At 56.7% G+C, this 21,653-nt stretch carries 16 protein-coding genes and 2 pseudogenes; 10 read left to right on the top strand and 8 right to left on the bottom strand.

Going from position 1 to position 21,653, the window contains the following annotated elements; genetic code table 11:
• Positions 1 to 45: 45 nt before the first annotated feature.
• Positions 46 to 824: pseudogene (locus J7U39_RS28105) on the top strand (transposase); the annotation flags it as partial.
• Between the two features lie 82 nt (positions 825 to 906).
• Here the strand turns inward: J7U39_RS28105 and J7U39_RS28100 are convergent.
• The 4 genes from J7U39_RS28100 to J7U39_RS28085 are packed head-to-tail and all read right to left on the bottom strand — an operon-like array spanning position 907 to position 5,643.
• Positions 907 to 1,830 carry a sugar phosphate isomerase/epimerase family protein gene (locus J7U39_RS28100; protein ID WP_210633070.1) on the bottom strand — a complete coding sequence of 308 codons (924 nt, stop codon included), beginning with the start codon at positions 1,828 to 1,830 and terminating at the stop codon, positions 907 to 909.
• Between the two features lie 17 nt (positions 1,831 to 1,847).
• The gene (locus J7U39_RS28095; RefSeq protein ID WP_210633069.1) at positions 1,848 to 3,557 is read right to left on the bottom strand and encodes an iron ABC transporter permease; all 1,710 of its coding nucleotides are present in this window, start codon (positions 3,555 to 3,557) and stop codon (positions 1,848 to 1,850) included.
• On the bottom strand, positions 3,554 to 4,558 hold the full coding sequence (locus J7U39_RS28090; RefSeq protein ID WP_210633068.1) for an ABC transporter ATP-binding protein: 1,005 nt from the start codon (positions 4,556 to 4,558) through the stop codon (positions 3,554 to 3,556). Before J7U39_RS28090 ends, J7U39_RS28095 begins: the two co-directional genes overlap by 4 nt.
• 50 nt (positions 4,559 to 4,608) lie before the next feature.
• On the bottom strand, positions 4,609 to 5,643 hold the full coding sequence (locus J7U39_RS28085; protein WP_247241804.1) for an extracellular solute-binding protein: 1,035 nt from the start codon (positions 5,641 to 5,643) through the stop codon (positions 4,609 to 4,611).
• Between the two features lie 77 nt (positions 5,644 to 5,720).
• Here J7U39_RS28085 and J7U39_RS28080 point away from each other — a divergent pair, with 77 nt between their 5' ends.
• A complete protein-coding gene (locus tag J7U39_RS28080) occupies positions 5,721 to 6,911 on the top strand; it encodes an ROK family transcriptional regulator (RefSeq protein ID WP_247241803.1) in 1,191 nt (396 codons plus the stop codon).
• Positions 6,912 to 7,030: 119 nt separating this feature from the next.
• On the opposite strand, the gene J7U39_RS28075 is transcribed toward J7U39_RS28080, so the two are convergent.
• Complete coding sequence (locus J7U39_RS28075; protein WP_210633067.1) at positions 7,031 to 8,290, bottom strand: ROK family transcriptional regulator; 1,260 nt, start codon at positions 8,288 to 8,290, stop codon at positions 7,031 to 7,033.
• A gap of 287 nt (positions 8,291 to 8,577) precedes the next feature.
• On the opposite strand from J7U39_RS28075, the gene J7U39_RS28070 reads away from it, so the two are divergent.
• From J7U39_RS28070 to J7U39_RS28045, 6 genes are all read left to right on the top strand, one after another.
• Positions 8,578 to 10,032: a sugar ABC transporter substrate-binding protein gene (locus tag J7U39_RS28070; RefSeq protein ID WP_210633066.1), complete on the top strand. Its 1,455-nt coding sequence runs from the start codon at positions 8,578 to 8,580 to the stop codon at positions 10,030 to 10,032.
• A gap of 71 nt (positions 10,033 to 10,103) precedes the next feature.
• Positions 10,104 to 11,033, top strand: a complete 930-nt coding sequence (locus J7U39_RS28065) for a sugar ABC transporter permease (RefSeq protein ID WP_127431441.1) — start codon at positions 10,104 to 10,106, stop codon at positions 11,031 to 11,033.
• Position 11,034: 1 nt separating this feature from the next.
• Positions 11,035 to 11,868 (top strand): carbohydrate ABC transporter permease, encoded by an 834-nt coding sequence (locus J7U39_RS28060; RefSeq protein WP_168301594.1) that lies wholly within the window; start codon positions 11,035 to 11,037, stop codon positions 11,866 to 11,868.
• Between the two features lie 27 nt (positions 11,869 to 11,895).
• Positions 11,896 to 12,921, top strand: a complete 1,026-nt coding sequence (locus J7U39_RS28055) for a Gfo/Idh/MocA family oxidoreductase (RefSeq protein WP_210633065.1) — start codon at positions 11,896 to 11,898, stop codon at positions 12,919 to 12,921.
• A gap of 79 nt (positions 12,922 to 13,000) precedes the next feature.
• Positions 13,001 to 14,167 (top strand): sn-glycerol-3-phosphate ABC transporter ATP-binding protein UgpC, encoded by a 1,167-nt coding sequence (gene ugpC, locus J7U39_RS28050; protein ID WP_127431439.1) that lies wholly within the window; start codon positions 13,001 to 13,003, stop codon positions 14,165 to 14,167.
• Between the two features lie 182 nt (positions 14,168 to 14,349).
• Complete coding sequence (locus J7U39_RS28045) at positions 14,350 to 15,048, top strand: hypothetical protein (RefSeq protein WP_247241802.1); 699 nt, start codon at positions 14,350 to 14,352, stop codon at positions 15,046 to 15,048.
• Between the two features lie 67 nt (positions 15,049 to 15,115).
• Here the strand turns inward: J7U39_RS28045 and istB are convergent, their stop codons facing one another.
• The 3 genes and pseudogenes from istB to J7U39_RS28030 form a co-directional block, all read right to left on the bottom strand.
• Positions 15,116 to 15,850: an IS21-like element helper ATPase IstB gene (istB, locus tag J7U39_RS28040; protein WP_210633064.1), complete on the bottom strand. Its 735-nt coding sequence runs from the start codon at positions 15,848 to 15,850 to the stop codon at positions 15,116 to 15,118.
• Positions 15,851 to 15,855: 5 nt separating this feature from the next.
• Positions 15,856 to 17,344, bottom strand: a pseudogene (gene istA / locus J7U39_RS28035) (IS21 family transposase); the annotation flags it as partial.
• A gap of 380 nt (positions 17,345 to 17,724) precedes the next feature.
• The gene (locus tag J7U39_RS28030) at positions 17,725 to 18,999 is read right to left on the bottom strand and encodes an ROK family protein (RefSeq protein WP_210633063.1); all 1,275 of its coding nucleotides are present in this window, start codon (positions 18,997 to 18,999) and stop codon (positions 17,725 to 17,727) included.
• Positions 19,000 to 19,452: 453 nt separating this feature from the next.
• Between J7U39_RS28030 and J7U39_RS28025 the strand changes: the two genes are divergently transcribed.
• Together J7U39_RS28025 and J7U39_RS28020 are read left to right on the top strand one after the other, a co-directional pair.
• On the top strand, positions 19,453 to 20,739 hold the full coding sequence (locus J7U39_RS28025) for a DegT/DnrJ/EryC1/StrS family aminotransferase (RefSeq protein WP_210633062.1): 1,287 nt from the start codon (positions 19,453 to 19,455) through the stop codon (positions 20,737 to 20,739).
• Positions 20,740 to 20,873: 134 nt separating this feature from the next.
• Positions 20,874 to 21,545 carry an HAD family hydrolase gene (locus J7U39_RS28020; protein WP_210633061.1) on the top strand — a complete coding sequence of 224 codons (672 nt, stop codon included), beginning with the start codon at positions 20,874 to 20,876 and terminating at the stop codon, positions 21,543 to 21,545.
• Positions 21,546 to 21,653: the final 108 nt, after the last annotated feature.

Here is a 21,653-nt window from a genome sequence, read left to right as displayed (position 1 = left end):
TGACAAACCCCTGGCCTTGGCTGCGGGTTTATGATTCAGTCGGACATGTTGAAGAAACCCGCGCCGCAGCAGAGGGCTCTCGAGATGGTGACGCTCGACAGCTTGGTTCCGAAGGATCACCTGCTTCGCAAGATCGACGCTGTTATCGACTTTTCGTTCATTCGTGATCGTGTTGCGGGACTTTACTGCCCCGACAACGGCCGCCCTCCGCTCGACCCGACCTTGATGTCCAAGGCGCTGTTCCTCGATCTCTATGGCATCCGCTCGGAGCGGCAGCTGGTGCGCGAGATTGAGGTCAATGTCGCCTATCGCTGGTTTCTGCAGTTGAAGCTGACGGATGGAATGCTCGACGTCTCGACGCTCAGCCCAGAACCGCCGCAGTTACAAGGATACATCGGTTGCCCAGGACATCTTCGATCACATCGTCGAACAGGCGATCGGCCACGGGCTGGTCGACGGCACCCCGTCTGAAGGCCAATGCCAACAAGGGCAAATACGATCTTGCGATGGTCGAGAAGCCGCGCGCCGACTACTGGGCCGATCTGGATGCGGCGATCGAGTCCGAACGCAAGCTGCACGGCCAGAAGCCCTTGAAGGACAAGGAACGCCGGCCGGAGGTGAAGAAGACCAAGGTCTCCCGCAGCGATCCAGACAGCGACTATATGGTGCGCGACGGCAAGCCGAAGGGCTTCTTCTCTCTCGATCATCGCACGGTGCACGGCAAGCTCGCCATCATCACCGATGCTCATGTTACGCCGGCCAATGTCCACGACTCGATCGTCTATCTCTCAAGGCTCGACCGGCAGCAGACCCATTTCGGCTTCCGCCCCGGAACTGTTTAAGCGTCAACGCTGCTACCTTTGTCACGACATAGTGGAGAAATGTCGAGGGTAAGCGCATTCGCCATCACGTGCTTTTCCTCTCGCGCGCCTCGGCGACCATCTCCTCGAGCCTAACAGCAACACTGTGAGCGCGGCGATAGTAGGCGGATTCTGGAATCCCATACCGGTCCATCGGCGTCTCGAAGTTGAGCGGGGTCTGATAAGGAGTTGCGGCGATCGCCGAGGCGATCGTGTGCCAATCTAATCGTCCGTCGAATGGCAAGAGATGGTTATCCATTGCTCCGAAATTGTCGTGAATGTGAGTAGCGATGAGGCGATCCGCGAAACGCTCAAGCACGCTGAGCTTGCCTGGCTCGATCAGTTCCCAGTGGCCACAATCGAAGCAGACGCCGATGAACTCCTTGCCGTATCGAGCGAACAATCGATCATAGAGGTTGAGGAAATTCTGGGCGTTGGCGCAAAGGAGAGTTTCCGCGGCAATCTGGACGCCCTTTTCGACGCAGTAAGGCCTGATCTCGTCGAGAGACTGGTAAAGGGGATCGAAGAACGCTCGTTCGGCGGCTCCGCTGCCGAAGACGTTGTCGTTGATATCTATGTGCAGAACAATATTTGGGGACTGGAACGCGGCCGCCAAGTCGACACGGTTACGCAACAGCTCTACTCCGCTGCGGCGCTGCCATTCATGCGGCGACAGGAAGTCCTTGCGCGTCTCCATCGCGAAAGGGCCCGGGTTTTTGTAGCCGATCTCGGTGATAGGATTGCGGCCATTGCTGGCATGAACCGAGTGCACTTTCAGCCCAGCATCGGCCACGATCCTGCTTGTAAACTCGATCTCGGCGTCGGCCAGCCAGTACGAACTGCCGGAGTCGGGATTCCAGTTGATGTGTGTGAAGCCAGCTTCCTTAATGAGGGTGAGCGAGTTGCGAATGCCTTCGTCGTACCAACGCTCCTGGTGCGGCCAATGCCAGACGGTGATGCAGGTATCCAATGGATCAGTCTCCTGTTCTACAATGTTGTGGTTTCTGGACCTTTGCCAAGGCCGATCCGCTCGGCCAACAGAATGATCGCCATTGAAAACACCATGATCAGATTGACGTAGACGAGGTTGAGGGCCGCCTGCTCAGGATCGACAGACAGCGAGCTGTCTACGATTGCAATCGGCAGCGGCTTGTTATTGACGTTGTATAGAAAGGCCGACAAGGGGTATTCTGACAAGAGATCGTTGAAGGCCATCCCGGCGACGAGGATTACAGTCGGCGCCACTATCGGCAGAATGATGCGGCGATAGCGATAAAGACCGGTGGCGCCCATCGAGCGGGCGGCCTCGTTATAGGCCGGATCAATTCCTACGAAGGCGGCCCTCAGGAACCTCACCATCAGCGGCAAGGCGACGATGGCGTAGCCAATCGGCAGGAGCCAGTAGCCGCCGAGGAGGACTGCGTTTCCAACGAGCGGGTTTGGCGAGTCAAAGGTGACGATCAGCCCGACAGCGAGCAGAATGCTAGGAACTACCCATGGCAGGAAGAAAGTGATGTCCAGAAGGCGCGTCAGCCAACTGCGGCGGCCAAGAATAACCGGGACGGCAAACAGTGTAACGACGAGCGCCGCCGATACCGCGACAAAGCTCATCACTATGGAGTTGAAAAACGGAAGAAAGGCGCTGCCTTCGGTGAAGACGCGGGTATAGTTCTTCAATGTCAGGCTGGATGGGATCACTTCGATGCCGATGCTCGCGGCAGGGGCGAAGGAGAAGAGTACGACAAGCGCGATCGGCACCGTATAGATAGCCACGAGAAGATAGGCAAACAAATGTAGCACTGCATTGCCGATGGGGCTGCAAATTTTGCGTAGCTGGATGGGCGCAGTCGCTTTCGCGCCGCCGACATAGGAGCCGCGCGCTTCGAAATATTGAGACAGCAGTATAAGCGCCATGAGACATAGTCCCATCATAAGCGCGAGTAAGGCGGCCATGTCGGGACGGCGCAGGCTGTTCAAGGTCAGCACCATCTGGCTCAGCATGTGGAAATCGCGACCGCCCAGCACCTGAGGGGCGGCGAAAGAGCTGATTGCGGTGTAAAGGGTGAGAAGGGTGACGGCGAGGAACGTCGGCATGATCGCGGGCAGTACCACACGCCACAGGATCGTATATTCCGAGGCACCCATACTGCGCGCAGCTTCGATTGTTGCGTAGTCGACGCGGCGCATCGCAGCGCGCAGAAAAAGATAGTAAAAGTTGGTCATCAGAAAGGTATGCGTGAAGAGCACGCCAAACCAGCCGATGAACCAGGCTTGCGGGAGGCTGGAGACGGCGGCCTTCACCAGATGTGTCACCGCACCGCTGGGACCATAGGTGAAGTTGTAGCCCGCCGCCGCAACGACACCGCCGAAGACCAGGGGCGTTGCATAGGCGATTTTCAAGAGTGCGCGACCGCGTACGTGAAAATATTCAAGGACGACGACCTGGAACATCCCGACAATGGTCACCGTAACCATGGTCGCTGACGTCATCCAAAGCGTGTTCCAAAGGGCAGCGCGCACTCTTCGTGATCTTGAAAGTTCGCTTGCGATCTGGCCGACCACCAGGCTGCCGTCCTTGAAAAAGGCCGCATGAAGTGACGCGACTAGCGGCAGGATCAGGAAGGTGATGACGATCCAGATCAGGGCCGCCACTCCGATCCAATAGACTACGCGCTCGACGGGCGCCGCGCGGTTCATCTGCCCGCTTCCTCGAAGATATGCGCCGAGCCCGGCCGGACCGTCCAGGACACGGTCTCACCGATTTCAGGTAACTCGTGCCCCATCCTGGCGGCCGAAATTAAGTGTCCGCCGGCATCCAGGTCGATGCGGCTGTGGGCGCCAAGAAATTCCACATGGCGGACGGTCGCCGGCAACCCGGCTTCTACCGCTTTCCCGACGAACACATCTTCGTGGCGGACAAAGATGCGCCCCCGAACGTCGCGGCCCAGAATTTGCGCGACAACCGGTGCGAGCAGCTCGTTGGCGGTGCCGATAAACTCGCAGATGAACGGCGTCGCGGGCTTTCGATAAAGAGTACGTCCGTCACCGATCTGTTCAACGCCACCGTTCGCCAGCACGACGATCGTGTCGGACATGGTGAGTGCATCTTCCTGATCATGCGTGACAAAGACCGCCGTGAAGCCAAATTCCTGCTGGAGCCTCTTGATCTCGCGGCGCATCGTCACTCGCACCTTGGCGTCGAGATTGGACAATGGTTCGTCGAACAAAAGCACCTTGGAGCCCGCGACGAGCGCGCGCGCAATCGCGACCCGCTGTTGTTGCCCACCTGACATGGTCGCGGGCTTCTTGTGCAGTTGCTCCGTAATCCCGGATGTTTCGGCGATCTGGGTGACACGCTTGACAATCTCGCCCTGCGGGATCTTCGCCACACGCAAAGCAAAGGCGATATTCTCGAAAGCCGTCATCGTTGGAAACAGCGCATAGTTCTGGAATACCATGCCGACGTTGCGCCGCTCCGGAGGCTCGATGGTAATATCTTTTCCTTCAAGAATAATCCGACCGCTCATGACCGGATGAAAGCCAGCCAGGGTCCTTAGGACGCTGGATTTGCCGCTGCCGGAAGCCCCGAGCAGAGCAACGAACTCGCCTTCGTGAATCTCAATCGAGAGGTCGCTGATGACAACCTTGTCGCCATAGCCAATATGCAGTTTATCGATGATGAGGATCGGGGTCGGCATAAACATACTCCTGAGAAGCCTGGCGATCTGCGTCGCCCGGCCCTACATCCTCACCGGATTTCTAGCTCGATCTTCTGCAACCAGCCGTCCAGTTTGGGCGCGACGGCATCCCAATCGATCGGCTGCGCCTTGACTAGTTTCGCATTCGCCTGCACCTCTGGCGGTGATTTGGCCAACGCCGCCGGCAGCACCGGAACCTGACCGAATTTCTTGGCGTAGCCGGCCATGACATCGGCAGAGCCGAACCAGTCGACGAATGCCTTTGCCTGCTCCAGCTGATCGGTTCTCGCCATGATCGCCACGCCTTCAGAGATGACGGGCGTGCCACCTTCCGGGTCAATGACCTTGACTTGCATGCCGAGTTCCCTGGCGTCCTTGATGACGCCGCCGAACCAGTTCAGATTGATGACCGCACCGCCCGATTTGAAGGCTTCCTTGCGCGCATCGGCGTCATCGACAACGATCGCGTTCGCATAGAATGCGCCAAGAAAATCCCATCCAGCCTGAGTGACTTCGCCCTTGTCGTCGAGGAACCGGGCCAAGATGCCGGCAAGATAGACCCTTGTCGTCTGCCAGGCGGTGTTGCCGATGACGTATTTGCCTTTGTATTCGCCCCTTGTCAGGTCCAGCCAGCTTTTCGGCGCCCGCTCAGCGGCAAGCTTGTCAGACTCATAGGCGATGACGACCGGTGTGCTCCAGAATTTGTAGACAATGCCTTCCTTGTCCTTGTAGTGCGCAGGCAGGTCCGCCGCCCAGGCTGGTGTGTATGGCTGGAACAGGCCATTCTTTTTGAGCAGAGCCATAGACGCGTCGACCATGCCAAGTACGACGTCGGCCTGGGGGTTGTTCTTCTCGGCGACCAGCCGATCAAAAAGTTCTCCTCCGGGTGCGCGCAGAAACTGCACGTCGTGACCGGCGGCTTTAGCCTGGTCGATTATCCATTGAACGTTCTCTTCCCCCTGAGGTGAATAAACGACGAGACTCTTTGCCAAGGCCGGAGAGGCGATCGCGATCAGCACGGCGGCGAGGCTCAACAATCGTTTGATCTGGTGCATGGTGTTCTCCCATTTCATTTTGGCGGTCATTCCGGTTTGGCCTTCTTAAAGGATCCTCGTGACAGATTAATTACATTGCGTAATTTAATATATATTGCAATAGCTGTTTGGCTGCTGACAATTTGACACGCTTGGAACCAATGGACCTTTCACGGAACGAACGACGACTGGTCGAACTGATTTTCGTAGGCAAGCAGATTGCGCGGGTCGACCTGGCGGAACGGTCAGGCATGACAGGTGCTTCTGTCACTCGGCTGATAGGTCGCTTAATTGAGATCGGACTTCTGATCGAGGTGGTCGAGCGGACCGGCGCCCAAGGCCAGCCTCGGCGCTTGCTGAGCTTGCGGGCTGACCGATATCTTTCCGCGGGAATAACATTCTCGGTCTCCCGAATGGAGGTAGCAATTGCTGATCTAGCGGGTAAGATTCTTACCTCCCGATCTGTAGACATCGAGACCAGCACAGCTTTGTCTGTGGCAGAGGCGGCGCAGGCTGCTATCGCAGCGATGCTGACCGATCTTGGCACGCCTAAAGATCGCCTTCTCGGGGTCGGCTGCTCGGTGCCCGGCAATTTCGGCACGATGTCGCACATCCTCAAGGCCCACAGCTTCTTCCCGGCTTTCGATGATGGTGAGGCGGACCAAGCTTTTAAAGCGACTTTCGAAGCGCCCTATTACATCGAGAATGATGGAACAGCTGCATCGCTCGGAGAGTATGTGTTCGGCGGACGCATCCCGCAGCCTGATCCGATGTTCTTCATTCACATCGGACACGGTGTCGGGGGAGGGGCGGTTATCGACGGGCGGCCGTACCGCGGTGTCAATGGAAACGCCTGCCTGCCCGGAGTTCTCTACCCGTACGACCAGCCGCGCCCATCCGGCCAAGACCTTTTTGCCACCCTCAACAGTGCCGGCTTCGCCATCCACGACTTCATCGACCTCGATCGGTTGCCAGATAGCGCCGAAGCGGCGTTAGAAATCTGGATTGAACGCGCCGGAAAGCAGCTCAGCGAGACGGTGCGTGTAGCTACGGCGATGTTCGACCCCGCGCTGATTGTCCTTGGGGGACGGCTGCCAGAACTAGTGACAGACAGGCTGGTACGCGCAATTTCCAGTCAGCCAATCCTTGGCCCGTCGCGCGGCTTGGAGGCTGCCGCAGTTGAGGCCTCTCGACTTGGCCCTCGCGCCGGCGCGATCGGGGCGGCCTGCATTCCGTTCTTTGCCTCTCTCTTTTCCGCCGCCGTCGCAGACGATGGCAGTCCTTACCTTAACGGTCGCAAGCCCAAATCCCGACCTTAGAAAATTCGATAGCGCGCCTGAGTCTCTTTAAGAAGCCTACCGGACAGGCCTTGCCCGGCGCGAATCGACACAACAGGTCCGCAAGCCCCTTCGTTGCATATCGGTGTCGCTACAAAGCCTCAAATGACCAGCTTGAGGTGGCTGGATAAAACCAGACCGGCGGCGCCGCGCAGAGCCGTATGGCCTTCGCCGATACCATTCACCGTGATCGATATCTCCTGACCAGGTCTCTTCACCACTAGCTGCTCTACATGCTGCCTGATCAGCTCTGCTGCCTTCATTCCGCCTCCGGCGATGTCTCCATGAAGGACGTAGGAGTTGAGGGAGAGTGTTTGCTGCAGATTGACGATGCCGAAAGCCACGTTCCGTGTGTAACGGACGAGAAGCTCCTCTGCCGCATTCGAGCCTTCGTCTGCTTCCTTGACAAGCCTGGCACAGGTGATGCTCTTGGGATGCGGCAAGCCCATTCGGGCGGCTTCCTTTCGTAACCACGGAAGAGCAGCGACCGTCTCCCAGCAGCCGTGCTTTCCGCAGTTGCAAGGGGCACCATCGATCTGCACCACGGTGTGCCCGAGCTCGCCGCCGGATCCGGCGAGCCCACGATAGACCTTGCCGTCGATGAAGAAGGCGCCGCCGAGAACCTCGCCAGTATAGACCGCTGCGAAATTTTGTTGACCGCGACCGGGTCCGAACCATCTGTCCCCAACAAGCAAGGCACGGGGGTGGTGATCGATGGCAACCGGAAGAGAGAAGCGTTCTTGTAGTATTGCTACGAGGGGAAGTCCCGTTAGAACGGGAGCAAGATTGACGGTGAGAATGGTTCCATTGTCACTGTCGATCATTCCAGCAGAGGCCACGCCAATGCCAAACGGCGCCTGCTGGGCCTGAGACAGTGTGGCAGTAAGCGTCTCCGTCATGACCGCGATGAATGCTTCTGTGTCGCCATGCGTATCAAATTCAGCTTTCGCAACGGCCTTGATCTCACCGGTTAACGCCACGAGGCATGTTTGTATCGTGCCGGGCAGAAGGAGGACTGCGCCAAGCATTGGTGCATCGGGGTTAAAATAAAGCGGACGAGCCGGCTTGCCGCCTTTGACGTCGGAAGGCGACGCATCTCCCTCAATAAGAAGCTGGTCTTCGATCATCGGCTGCACAATACCGGTTATCGTGGTCCGGTTGACACCTGCAAGTCGAGCGAGATCTGCCCGGCTTTTGGGTCCGTTGTCATATAAGGCTTGAAGGACGCGACCGCGGTTTATCGCTCCAAGCGCCGATTGGGAGACAAGTGTCACGTTACCGCCGTTCTCGCCGACGGCAACTTCTCTGCTGGCAGGGGTGCGCTGGCCCAACGAATAGGACGGCTGGCTCTCAAACTTCAATTCTCTTCTCCAATCTACCGGATCCTTTTAGCCCGTACATTATCGAACGGCCATACAACATAAGGCCCTTTCCGGTGATGCAAGCAGGACCTCGATGACAACCGCAGTACCGGGCCGGAATTTTCGCCCCGACAACTTCTTGACACTAACATAAGTTTGTGCGAGGTACAAACTAACTGCTTACAAAAAGCACATAAGGGGTAACAATCTCAGTATCGACAAGCGGAAGCCCAGGGGCTGCGCTGAAGGGCCGGGGTTGGGATACGAAGCAACTGAGGAGGCTGTTTATGACAATCGATATCGGAAATATGTCGCGACGTGAGCTGCTGAAAAGCGCTTCCGTCGCAGCTCTTGTGGCTGGCGCGGGATCATTGGCCATTCCACGGAGGGGTGCCGCGCAGGATGCGAACACCGTGCGCGTCCTGTCCGTTGAAGACCCGTTCTTCTTCTCGATGAAGGCGCTCGTGCCAGAATACGAGAAGGAAACTGGCATCAAGGTGGAACTTGAGAGCCTCTCCTATGACGCCCTTCAGTCTCGCCTCGTGTCTGCCTTTGTCGCCAAGACCTCCGACGCCGATGTCATCGTCGTCGATCAGATGTGGCTCGGGCAATATCTCGACAACGGCTGGATCATCTCGCTGAACGATTTTATTGCCAAGGACAGCGAATTCGACCTCTCCGACTTCATCCCCGAGGTCCTTTACTCCTCGAATATGTGGCGCGGCCAGGTCGGCACATTGCCGGTCGCCGCCTATGCGCAGGGTGTCATGTACCGCAAGGATGTCTTTGACGAACTCGGCATTGCGGCACCGCCGACCGAGACGTCGGAAGACTGGACCTGGACGAAATACATCGACACCCTGAAGTCGATGGAAGGCAAATCCTTCGGCGGCAAGCCGCTCTTTCCAACCGTTGTTTGCGGTTCCCAGCCGTCGCCGATCGTCCACATGTTCACGCAGGTGTCGGCAAGCCACGGTGCGAACTGGTTCAAATCGTTCCCGGCCGCTCCGTGGGACTTCGCCCCACAGCTGACAAGCCCGGCCTGGATCAAGTCTGTTGAAGTTTACAGGCAGCTCTACAAGCTGTCTCCTCCAGAAGCGATCAACTATGTCTGGTTCGATGCCGGGACCCGTTTTGCCAAGGGCGATATCGGGATGTTCTACTGGTGGACCCCGTACTTCTATCTGATCAAGAACTCGGGCTACATGACCGGCAAGAAGTCGGATGTCATGGACAAGTACGCAACTGCGGCCTTGCCGAAAGCCGAGGGGGTGCCTCAGACGGTCAGCCTCGGCGGCTGGAGCCTTGGGATCCCATCCAGCTCGGAACGGCAAGAGGCAGGCTACGCTTTCATCAAATGGGCGACCTCGAAGGCCACGCAGAAGAAAATGGCTCTTTGGCCGGACCTCAACTATCAGTTCTCCGACTTTGCGCGCGTTTCGCTCTATGAAGACGAGGAAGTCAAGGCGATCTATCCTTACCTCGACGTGCAATATGCGATGATGAAGCAGGGCAATGGCAAGGTCACGCGCCCGCCTGTACCTGGTTACACAGCCATCGAAAGCGTGTTGGGTCTCACATTGAACCAGCTTCTGACCGGTAGCGAAGAGCCGAAGACCGGCCTCGAGCGCGCCAACAGCCTGTTCGAGAGCATCCTGAAGGGCAATCTCATGATCCCTTATCAGAAGGATAGCTACACAGATACTCTTGATGGGGCCAAAGCCCTGATCGCCAAGAACTAATTAGAGTTCTCCTCGGGCCGGCGCGAGAGCGATCGCGCCGGCAGCCAAGTGAAGAAGAACTGGATCTGGCAATGCACACGACTACTGTTTGCTCTCCGCGAGCCCTCGGGCCCGCCCGGAAGAGCTTTATCCGACGAAACCTGCCCTACTTGCTGATTGCGCCTTCGGTGGTGATGCTGCTCGCTCTGATCGCCTACCCCTTGCTGTTTGCCCTAAGATCGAGCTTCTATTTCTGGAACCTGCAAATCGGCCCGGAGCCGCTCCAGTTCATTGGGTTCGAGAATTATGTGCAGGCCTTCAACGCTTTCGACTTTCGCGCCGCGCTCACCAATACCCTGATCCTGTCGATCCTTGGCACGGCACTTGAGTTCACGTTTGGCCTGGCGATCGCGCTCATTCTGCTCAAGGCACTGCCTGGCATGAACATCGTGCGGGCCCTGCTGATCCTGCCAACAACGATCGCGCCCATCGTAGTCGGCTTTTTGTTCCGCTACCTCTATGATCCCGGCGGTGGCCTGTTGAGTTGGGTGTTGCAGTCGCTCTGGCTCCCCGTTCCCGCAGAAGGAATTCTTGGCTCGCCATCGACAGCACTCGCGGCGATCCTCTTCGTCGACATCTGGCAGTGGACACCGTTCTTTGCAATCGTTCTCTATGCGAGCCTTTTGGCCGTGCCGGACGAGATTTTGGAGGCCGCGCGCCTGGATCGCGCGTCTGCATGGACGATCCTGATGCGGATCAAGCTACCGCTGATCAAACGCACCGCAATCATTATCGTCATGCTGCGCTTCATGCAGATCTTCAACACCTTCGACACGGTGCTTGTGCTCACGCGCGGCGGACCGGGCACGTCTACACGCACCCTTGGATACTCACTCTACGAACAGGGCCTTGTGAACTTCAACATCGGACTGGTCAGTGCCATGACCTGGATCACCGTGCTGATCGTCAACGTCATCGTTGCACTGTACGTCTTCTTCGCGTTCCGAAACGAGGAGTGGTAAAATGTCGCGCCGACACACGAGCTTCAACACGGCACTCACCTACGCCGCCGGCCTCCTCTTCCTGGCAATCTTCGTCGGTCCGATCCTGTGGTTCATCGCCCTTGCGATCCGGCCGGCCGAGACGGCGTTCACCATGCCGCCGCAACTCACATTCGAGCCCAATCTCGACGCATTCCGGCACATCCTCGTCGATCCTGGCACCAACGCGCCGCAACTGTTCAACAGCCTCATCGTCGCGATCGGTGCTGTGCTACTCAATCTGCCTTTTTCGGTTCCCGCAGCCTACGCGTTGTCCCGTTTCAAGCTCCGCGGCAAGAAGAACATCATGTTGTGGTATCTCGGGCTGTTGATGGCCCCGCCGGTCGCGTTTCTGATCCCATATTTCATCCTCATCACGCGCATTGGCCTCCAGGGTTCCTACTTTTCGATGATCCTGGTCCTACAGACGCTGACGATCCCGTTTTCCGTCTGGTTGATGAAGAGCTTTATCGATGAGGTGCCAGTGGAACTGGAGGAAGCTGCCCGGGTGGACGGCGCCCGTTGGTACACGATCATGTTGCGGATCACGCTACCGATCGTTCGTCCTGGGATCATTGTTACCTCGATGTTCGCCTTCGTGTTCGCGTGGAACAACGCCGCTTTTCCGCTGGTGCTGAGCTCACGCTCGACCGCCACCCTTCCGATCGGAACACTTGGGTATTTCGCAACGAGCGGAGTGACCTGGAACTACATCGCCGCCGCCGCAGTGCTCGCGATGATACCTCCGATGATCATCTTCCTTGTTTTCGATCGATACGTCGTACGAGGCCTCACCTTTGGTTCGGTGAAGGGCTGAGCTTTCCTTTATGAATGGAGTAATGAAATGAATAGACTGCGAATTGGCGTCATCGGCGCCGGTCTCTGGGGCGGCAATCATGCCCATACCTTTAATGTCTTGCCGGAGACCGATCTGGTCGGCGTCTGCGATCTTGATGAGGGCCGGGCGCTGAAGATGAAGGAAAGCTACAGCGCAATGCAGGCCTTCACCGACTACCAGAAGCTGATCTCAAGCGATCAGATCGACGCCATCTCGGTCGCAACGCCTGACTTTACCCACACGCCGATCATTCTAGCGGCTCTGAGAGCCGATAAACACGTGTTGAGCGAAAAGCCGCTTGCGACGACGGTGCGTGAAGCCGAGGAAATCGCTGCGGCTGCCGCTAAGTCCAAGGGCAAGCTGATGATTGATTTCCACAATCGTGTGAATCCGATCCTCGCCCAGGTTCGTGACATGATCCAAAACGGTCAGATCGGCTTGGCCAAACACGGGACCGCGCGTCTTTCGAATACGACATTCGTTCCGCTCGAAATGCTGAGCTGGGCTGCAAAGTCTTCGGCACTCTGGTTCCTGGGCAGCCACCTCGTCGATGTCCTACGTTTCATTCTCGCAGACGAAGTCGTGCGTGTTTATTCGGTTGCCCGCTCGGGTACCCTATTTGCCGCCGGCGTGGATACGAAAGACTTCCATGTGTCGGTGCTTGAATTTTCCAAGGGCACGGTCGTGACCATGGAGAACAGCTGGATCCTGTCGCGTGACAATCCTTCGCTTGTTGATTTCAAGATCGAGTTCGTTGGTGAAAAGGGCCAGGTCCAGGCGGACCCCACCCATAATGGCGGCCTGCGCAAGATCGTCGACGGCGGACTGAAATACAATGACTACATCGGCATAACACCAACCGGCGCGACACGGATCGGCGGTTTTGTCTTGGAATCCATTGCCCGCTTTGTCGATAGCGTTGTGCGAGACGCTCCGCTGCTGGCAGATGCGCAGGACGGTCTGGCAAACACAAAGATCCTGGCGGCGATCGAGGAATCCGTCGCGACCGGCAAGGCTGTGAACATCGGCTAAAGCCGGAACCAAAGGCGAGGGGCATGTCCGCACAAACGGTGCGGCTTGCCTCGCTTGAAAAATGCGGGAGTACATAAAAATGGCGTCCATGACCTTCGACGGGATCGGCAAGACCTTTCCGGACGGGACCGTTGCCGTTGCGAATGTAAGTTTTTCGGTCGCGGACGGAGAATTCGTCGTGTTGGTCGGCCCGTCGGGTTGTGGCAAGTCGACACTATTGCGGATGGCAGCGGGTCTTGAAGCGCTCAACAGCGGCCGGCTACTCATGGATGACGCTGACGTGACGGAGACAGAACCCCAGGACCGGGATATTGCGATGGTCTTTCAGAACTACGCGCTTTACCCCCATATGACCGTTTACGACAACATGGCCTTCGGTCTGCAGCAGCGAAAAATGCCCAAGGACAAGATCGACAAGCTGGTTCGCGACGCAGCGGAAATGCTTGATCTTACCCGTTATTTAGAGCGCAAGCCGGGGGCATTGTCCGGCGGTCAGCGCCAACGCGTGGCGATGGGCCGGGCGATCGTTCGCCATCCCATGGCGTTCCTGATGGATGAGCCTCTTTCCAACCTGGATGCAAAACTCCGCGTGCAGATGCGCGGCGAACTGAAGCTCCTTAATCAGCGGCTCGGCGTCACAACCCTTTATGTGACCCACGATCAGGTCGAGGCTATGACCATGGGCGATCGTGTGGCTGTGCTGAAGCCGGTGTTTAATGGACAGGAGAGTAATCTTCAGCAGATCGATACGCCGCAGATGCTTTACGACAAGCCGTCCAATCTGTTCGTCGCGGGGTTCATCGGTTCGCCCGCTATGAATTTTGTTCGGGTCGAGCTGACGGCGGAAGGCGGGTCGCTAAAAGCTGCGGTAACTGGAACGAAAATATCCTTCTCGGTCCCAGCCCAGGGGGCACTGTCGGCCTTCGCCGGGCGACAAGTCATTGTTGGAATTCGCCCAGAGATGTTTAAGGTTTGTCCCGAGGCCGAGGCGTTGTTCAACGAGCAGATCCCGGTTGCCGAAGCGCTTGGAGCCGACACCTTCGTGTTCTTCGACATCGCGTCACCGTCGGTCAATATCAACGATGCTGAAGATACCGAAGACTTTCTCAATAAGGGTAAGAACCGGCTCGTGGCGCGTATACCACCGGCGCTGACGCCTCGACCCAATCAGGTGCTGCCATTGACTGTCGACCTGGAGAAATTGCACTGGTTCGATCCAGTAACCGGGACTGCGATCCGCGACTGACAGAAAGTGCACTTACTATCGCCATCTGGGGTTTCAACTCTTTTCTCCTGCCCTCCCAGGCAACTTGGCTGTCGTCGATTACGAGGTCGGCGGCAGCCATTTTTTTAAAACCCGAGACATCAAACCATCAGAATCTGAACATCCATCTGCCGTAAGTGATCCCGAGCTTAGAGGAGTGGCCTGTGAAACACGTTTCCATTGTCGGTAAGTTCTTTATCATCGTGGCTGTCTTCGGCATCCTGGCACTCGGTCTGACGTTCTATCAGAACCGGCAAATGCTGAAGGTTAACGACAGATATCAGGAGCTTCTCGATAGAGATGCATCTGCAGCACTACGCTTGACCCAGTCGAACCGAAGTCTGGAAACAGCGCGTGCCAGCATCAGCGACATGGTGATGACACGGTCGAAAGAGGCGAGGGCGCGCGCTGAAGCTGGCTTGAATGACGCACGAGAAAACTTCGTCAGGTTCATGGATCTGGCGATCGCTGCAGTTCCTGAGCAGAGCGAACTGCCGAAGTTGAAGGCGGATGGATTCTCCGTCCTGACTGATACGTGTGGTGCAGCCATCGCAGTTGGTCGCGGCGCAACTAGTGAAGCCGAGCTTGCCATGGTGCAGCAACTCTATCTCACTCTTTGCCAACCCGCCTTTGCTGCTGTCTCACCGAGATTCACATCCGTCACGGAAAAACTCGCTTCGGACGCAGAGCAAAAGCGTGGTGACGTTTCAAGCGTTGTCCGTGACACGTCCGTGCTGAGTTTGGGAACAGCTATTGTGGCACTCTTCGCTGTCTCGTGCTTCGGCTTTCTCGCAATTCGCTGTCAATCATCACCGAACATTGACCCCTTTTGCTTATCCAATTTTGACCCCCTTGTGCTGTAGATCAGCGCTTGGCCTGGCCGGGGTTGCAGAGGGTAGGCCAAGTGCGGGTGATGATCTTCGTCGGCTTTTAGCTTTGAGAGCGGTTCTTGAAGCGCCAGGACTCGTTGCCGGTCTCGACAATCTCGCAATGATGGGTCAGGCGGTCGAGAAGTGCCGTCGTCATCTTGGCATCGCCGAACACCGTCGGCCATTCACCGAACGCCAGGTTCGTGGTGACAATGATCGACGTGCGCTCGTAGAGCCTGCTGATCAGATGGAATAGGAGTTGGCCGCCGGCCAGGGCGAAAGGCAGGTATCCGAGTTCGTCGAGGATGATGAAGTCGAGACGATTGAGATAGTCGGCCGTCCGCCCTTGCTTGCCGCTGCGCGTTTCCGTTTCCAGCCGATTGACCAGATCGACGACGTTGAAGAAGCGCCCGCGTGTTCCGTTGCGGATCAGTGCACGGGCAATCGCGATGGCGAGATGGCTCTTTCCGGTTCCCGTGCCGCCGACGAGAACGACGTTGCGCTGATCGGCGACGAAGGTGCCGGTGGCCAGCTCCCGCAACAGGGATTCATTGACCGGCGTATCGGTGAAGTCGAAATCGTCGATGTCCTTAGCGAGGGGCAGCTTGGCGATGCTGAGTTGGTAGCGAATGGAGCGGGCCTGCTTCTCGGCGATCTCCGACTGCAAGAGATCACCGACAATGCGCGGCGGCTCGTGCTGCCGTTTGATGCCGTTGCCCATGACCTCGTCGTAGGCGCTGCGCATTCCATAGAGCTTCAGCGTGCTCATCAGTTCGAGAACCTGTGTGCGTTCCATCAGCTTGCCCTCCTGAGGCTGTCATAGCGTGCGCAGTCGGCGACCGGTTCATGGGTCAATCGAAGCGCATCCGGGGTTTGCAGGGTTGCGGCCGGAGCCGGGTCACGACTACGAGCCAGAATGTTGATGATCACCGAGGCCGAGCAGACGCCCTGGTCCAGCGCCTCCTGACAGGCCGCATCGACGGCCGTCAGACCATCGGTGGGAACGCATGCAAGGATTGTGACCATTTGCCGATCACCATCATGGACGCTCTTCAGCCGCCGGCGCACTTTCTCCATCGCTGCGGGTAAGACCCATTCCCTGAACGGTGCGCCGTTGCGCAAAGCGCCGGGTTTGCGAGCCAGAACGGGGACATAATGCCAGGGATCGTAGATCGTCTCGCCACGGCCAAAGCAACGAGGATGCTCACCGACGTTCACGCCGTCCTGCCTGATGACGATCTTCTCGGCATAGGCGTGAACCTCAACAGGGCGGCCGACCGCAGTCGAGAGGACGGAGTATTTGTTGTTGTCGGACCGTGCAGGTCTTCGACACCGAGGCCGGGACGCTGTGGAAACCATCGAATGGCCCGACGTAATGCACCAGGCTGCCGCGTTCCTCCTCGAACACCTGCCAGATCATTCGCTCGGTCTGTTCAGGATGACGGTGTGCCTTGGCGTAAGCGATGCACTTATCGAGCAACCAGACATTCAGCTCATCCAGGCTTTTAACCCGAAGACGTGGTGTGAAGAAGCGTTCTCGAACCAGTCCGACCTGGTTCTCGACCTGTCCCTTCTCCCATCCGGATGCGGGCGTGCAGGCAACGGGATGGACCAGATAGTGGCTGCACATCTGCAGGAAGCGGCGATTGTATTGTCGCTCCTTGCCGACGAACACCGCCTCGACCGCAGTCTTCATGTTATCGTAGATGCCGCGCGTGCAGGTGCCACGGAAGAAGGCGAAGGCCTTGTCATGGGCATCGAACACCATCTCCTGGCTCTCACGCATATAGGCTCGGGCGAACATCATCCGGCTGTGGCAGAGCCGGACATGCGCGACCTTCACGGTCGTCGTCACCCCGTTGACCAGAATGATCTCGTGGCTCCAGTCGAACTGGTAGGCTTCGCCTGGCGCGTAATAGAGGGGCACATAGGCTTCCGCCGTCACGGCTCCCCGGTTCTTCGCCCAGGTCTTGGCATATCGCCGGATCGCGTCATAACTGCCGTCGTAGCCAAGTGCCCGGACCTCCTCGTAAATCCGGATCAGCGTCAGCCGTTCGCGCGATGCCTTGCCTTCGTTGGCAATGAGGAACCGTTCAATATCACCCTTCCAGGCTCCGATCCTGGGCAACGGTTGATGTTCTCGTTTGTAGACAAAATCAGTCGCATCAGAACGCAGGATTTTGCGAACCGTATTACGCGAAACATTCAGCTCTCTGGTGATCTTCTTCACCGACCAGCCCTGAACATGGAAGGCTCGTCGGACACGGGCAATCGTATCCACTCTCTTCAACTCCCCACCCCATCCACTGGCAAAAGCCGGATGGTCGGATGAAATCCAAGGGGGGTCAAAATTGGATAAGTATTACCCCGCCAGAGGGGTCAACATTCCATGCTTAAACACAAGCAACCTCTGTGATCGTGGCTCCAGCAACCCCAACCGACATGACAATCGCAAGCTTGTCTTCTTCGCGCCACCGCCGTCGACGTTCCTGCCCAAGAATTTCAACGCGCATCGCAATCCTCGCCTAAGACACGTCGCTAACGACGTCGTTAAACACGTCTCTTAGGCCATCAGGGCGCTAGGCGGCAGGCGGTGCCAATCGGGCGGTTACAATGGAGTCCATTTTGCCGCCACTTAAGAAGCTTCCCGAGGATCTGTAGCGGATGTCATTAGATGACGAAATTCAGCAAGTCAGAAAGAAGAAGACTGGCGGCACCGCGTAAAGCCGCCAGGCATTCGCTGTCTCCGAAAGCAAGGGCAATTTCCTCACCCGGGCGATGGAATACCAATTCCCGAAAGCTTTCCTGGATTAAATGAAGCATCGGGTTTCCCCCTCGTACGATGTCGCCGTGAATAATGATGAAATTGGGCGCCATGAACTGCTGGAGGTTCGCCAGACCGACCGAGATATTGAACGCGTAGTCGCGAAGTAATTCTCTTGCGCCTGGGACATTGTCGTTGGCCAGAGTCAATAATCGGCTCACATCCAATGAGTGAGGTTGTGGCAGCCGCCTGACCTTGGCCTCGTCTGCTAACCACTTCGAGCTGGCGATTGTTTCCCAGCATCCGCGTCGGCCGCACTGGCATAACCGACCTTTGATGTCTACGGTCGTATGACCGATTTCACCGCCTGCACCTGCGGATCCCCGATAGAGATGCCCATCAAGGTAAAGCGCCCCACCCAAAGTCTCGCCGATATGGACCGAGGCGAAGTTTCTCCGACCGCGGCCTTGCCCAAACCATCGGTCTCCAACCAGCAAAGCTCTGGTATCCTGATCGACACACACGGTAACTCCAAATCTTTTGTGCAACTCGGCTTCGAGGGGTAAGCCGTCCAGGAATGGCCCGAGACTGACGGTCACAATTGTGCCCGTCTCCGTATTGATCGTTCCAGCCACTGCTACACCTATCCCTAAGATCGGCTTGCCAGATGCGATAGTTTCTTCGACACAGGTGCATATAATACGTGAGGCGTCGGAGGGATGTGTTAGGTTCTTCGGAAAATCGGCGGCGTGTTGAGCATAGACCTCGCCCTCCAAAGAGACCAAACACGCACTCACGCGGTCGTGCAGCAGGAGCACCGCGCACATAGGTCTTGCATCCTTGGAAAACCATAACTTGGTAGCTGGCTTGCCCCCTGTTTCGTTCGGAGGTATCACTTCTCCTTCCGCAAGAACACCCTGATCGATCAGGGGCTGCACAATCCCTCCGATAGTTCCTCGAGTCACACCGGTAAGGCGGGCGAGATCCGCTCTGCTAGATGGCCCTATGTCGTACAAGGCTTGCAACAATCGGCCCCGATTCGCGGCGCCCAAGGTTCCCGTTGGAATCAATCTTTGAGCCAGTACAATACCCTTAGTGCTCTCATCAATATGGTGATCGTCAGGACTGCCCTCGCGTTCTCCCAGTCGATGAGCTTCGTGTCTTCTTATCAAGGATTCCATAGCATCCAATCCTGTTGCCGAATTCCATTGCCACCAACGGCCAGTACTAGCGGAGGGCGACCTTTCGCCATTCGGTGGGGCTCGGATTATGAGCTGGGGTGGCAATGTGCTGTTGGTCCAACGCTTCTTCAATCGGCACCGGGCGTTACGGGAAACTTTGGCCGGTTCCCGTCCCCAGCCTCATTCAGTGATCTCAGTTGTCCGGCCAGCCGTTAAAAAACTATTGAAATTTCCAACGTGCTCCGCACAGAAGCTGACCAAAGTGACGCCTTAGGCGCCCGTCCGCCAATATACAACAAATATTCAGTAACATACTTATTGTGCCCGCCTGCTCCTAATATACTTTATAATATACTTTGTGCTATACTGTAATTTAGCTACCAAACGTGGGAAAGCAGTGCTAGCGTTTGTGTGGGCTGATCAGCATTCTAGTGAGCATGATTGGAGAACGTGATGAACGGATTCGGTGCACTACGGCTCATAACTCGCAACACAACTGGTGCTTTCTCAGGCGAGCAGCTCGCCGTTTTCGGTGGGAAGCCTGTGGTCCCCCAGGGACGTGTTACACCTTGGCCCGCCGCGGAGAATAAGCACTTGCATGCACTCCAAGGTGTTGTGGATGGTGGAAGGTATCACCGCGTTAACCACCCAATCGTGAGCGATTTGGAACAAGATCTTGCAAGCTGGACTGGGAAGTGGCAAGTGCGCGCTGTCGGCAGCGGAACGGCGGCCATTCACATCGAGCTCGACTACGTCAAAGAGCGAGGCGAGCAAGTTGTTACCGCGGCACTGAATTGGCCAGGAGCGGTAGGACCAATCAAAATCAGCGGTCTCGAACCCGTCTTCGTTGATGTCGACATGAACTTGGCCGGGATTGATCAGCGCGCGGCCGCTGAAAAGTTCAACCCTAATGTAGCTGCAGTTTTAGTCACTCACCTTTTCGGAAACAATGTTCTCGTCCCCGACGCGAGGTCTGCAGCGCGAGCTCAGGGCATTGCTGTGATCGACGACATCTGCCAATCAATCGGCGCCGCGAAAGCAATCGTCGGCGGTGCGCATCTTGATGCAGACGCGCTCGCTCTATCCGGAAACGGCGCCAAGCACCTTGGGGCCGGCGAACTGGGATTTGTCATTACGGAAGACGCCAACTTGATTGCACATGTTGATCGCGTATCGCTGTCCAGCTCGTCTCGAAGTGGAGCGCGAATATTCTCGCCCTATTCCCAAGGGTACAACTACAGGCCGAACGTATTCTCGTCATCTATAGCGAAGCTGCGGGTAACAGAGATGGATACGCAACTGCAAATCCGAAGAGACAATTGCAAGCTTTTATGGGAGATGATCGGCGAACTTGTGGGCATATCTCCTCTCTTCAACCCATCCGACTGCGACCATTCGATGCTCAACTTTCCCCTCCGGATCGAACCTGAGGCGCTTGGCTTCGCACCCGGCCCGGCTGCAAGGGATTTCGTGGTCAGGTCTCTGCAGGCCGAAGGCGTGCCTATCTGTGTTTGGCTCACGAAGCCCGTATTCGAATATCTTCCAGACATTTGCGACAACTGGAAGGCCGCCGATTTCCCGAACACAGTGAAACTGTTGGATACGATGTTTTACGTCTCGGAGATTGCGCCACCCAACAATGGCGAATTGATGGAGCTTTATGCAGAGGCGTTTCACAAGGTTTGGAATGCTCTTCATAAGCAAGGTCCGAAGATCGCGGCAGAAGCAATTTCCGGCTGAGCACGACGCATCAATTTCCCAGTGCCGCAATGGTCAACATCCGATCGGATACAATCCTACCCTGCTCAATGCCTGGAAGATTGAAAGCTGGAACTGGGACAAACCTCAGAGTCATTCTATAATGAGGACTGCTTATGTCTTTTTCAAAACGTCCGGAACTACTGATCTTCGACTGCGATGGGGTTCTCGTCGATAGTGAGCTTATTGCAACTGCGGTGCACATCGAAGCTTTGGCGAAATTCGGCTACATCATATCGGCTGAAGAGTATAACGATCGCTTCATAGGGATGACTGACCAGCAAAGTTATTCAGTCATAGAATCCGAGGGCGACTTACGCCTACCGGAGGATCATCATGAATGTGTGATGGCCGAAGTTGCAAAACGATATCCTCGCGATCTGCGTGCAATCAGCGGCGTTCGGCAAACCTTGGAGACCATTAATTTAAAGAAGTGCGTGGCGTCGAACAGCGATGCTGCAAAGCTTTCCTTGGCGCTTAAAGTCACGGACCTACATGATTACTTTTGGCCCCATGTCTTCAGCGCTTCGCAGGTTGCGAGTGGTAAGCCTGCGCCGGATCTGTTTCTGTTTGCAGCAGATCATATGAACACACCGGCTAGCAGTTGTCTCGTTATTGAAGACAGCGTTGCTGGCACTCAGGCGGCGGTGGCAGCCGGGATGATGGTGATTGGCTTCGTAGGTGCTTCGCATTGCCTTCCTGGGCACGGAGACAAACTGATGGAAGCAGGTGCCACTAAGCTGTTTAGCCGCATGACCGCGTTGCCACAAATCTTAGCAGGTTTGTGATCACGCTGTTGCGTGCTGGCGACCCGTCTTGAATCGCGGCGTCACCGTGCAGGATATATCGTGAGGTCCGATAGCTCACTAGTGCACGGGCTTCACCTCAAGTTGACC

Source organism: Rhizobium sp. NLR16a (assembly GCF_017948245.1).
Classification (GTDB): Bacteria; Pseudomonadota; Alphaproteobacteria; order Rhizobiales; family Rhizobiaceae; genus Rhizobium.
The sequence above is the reverse complement of the archived record's forward strand: the minus strand, read 5'-3'. Positions and strand labels throughout refer to the sequence as shown.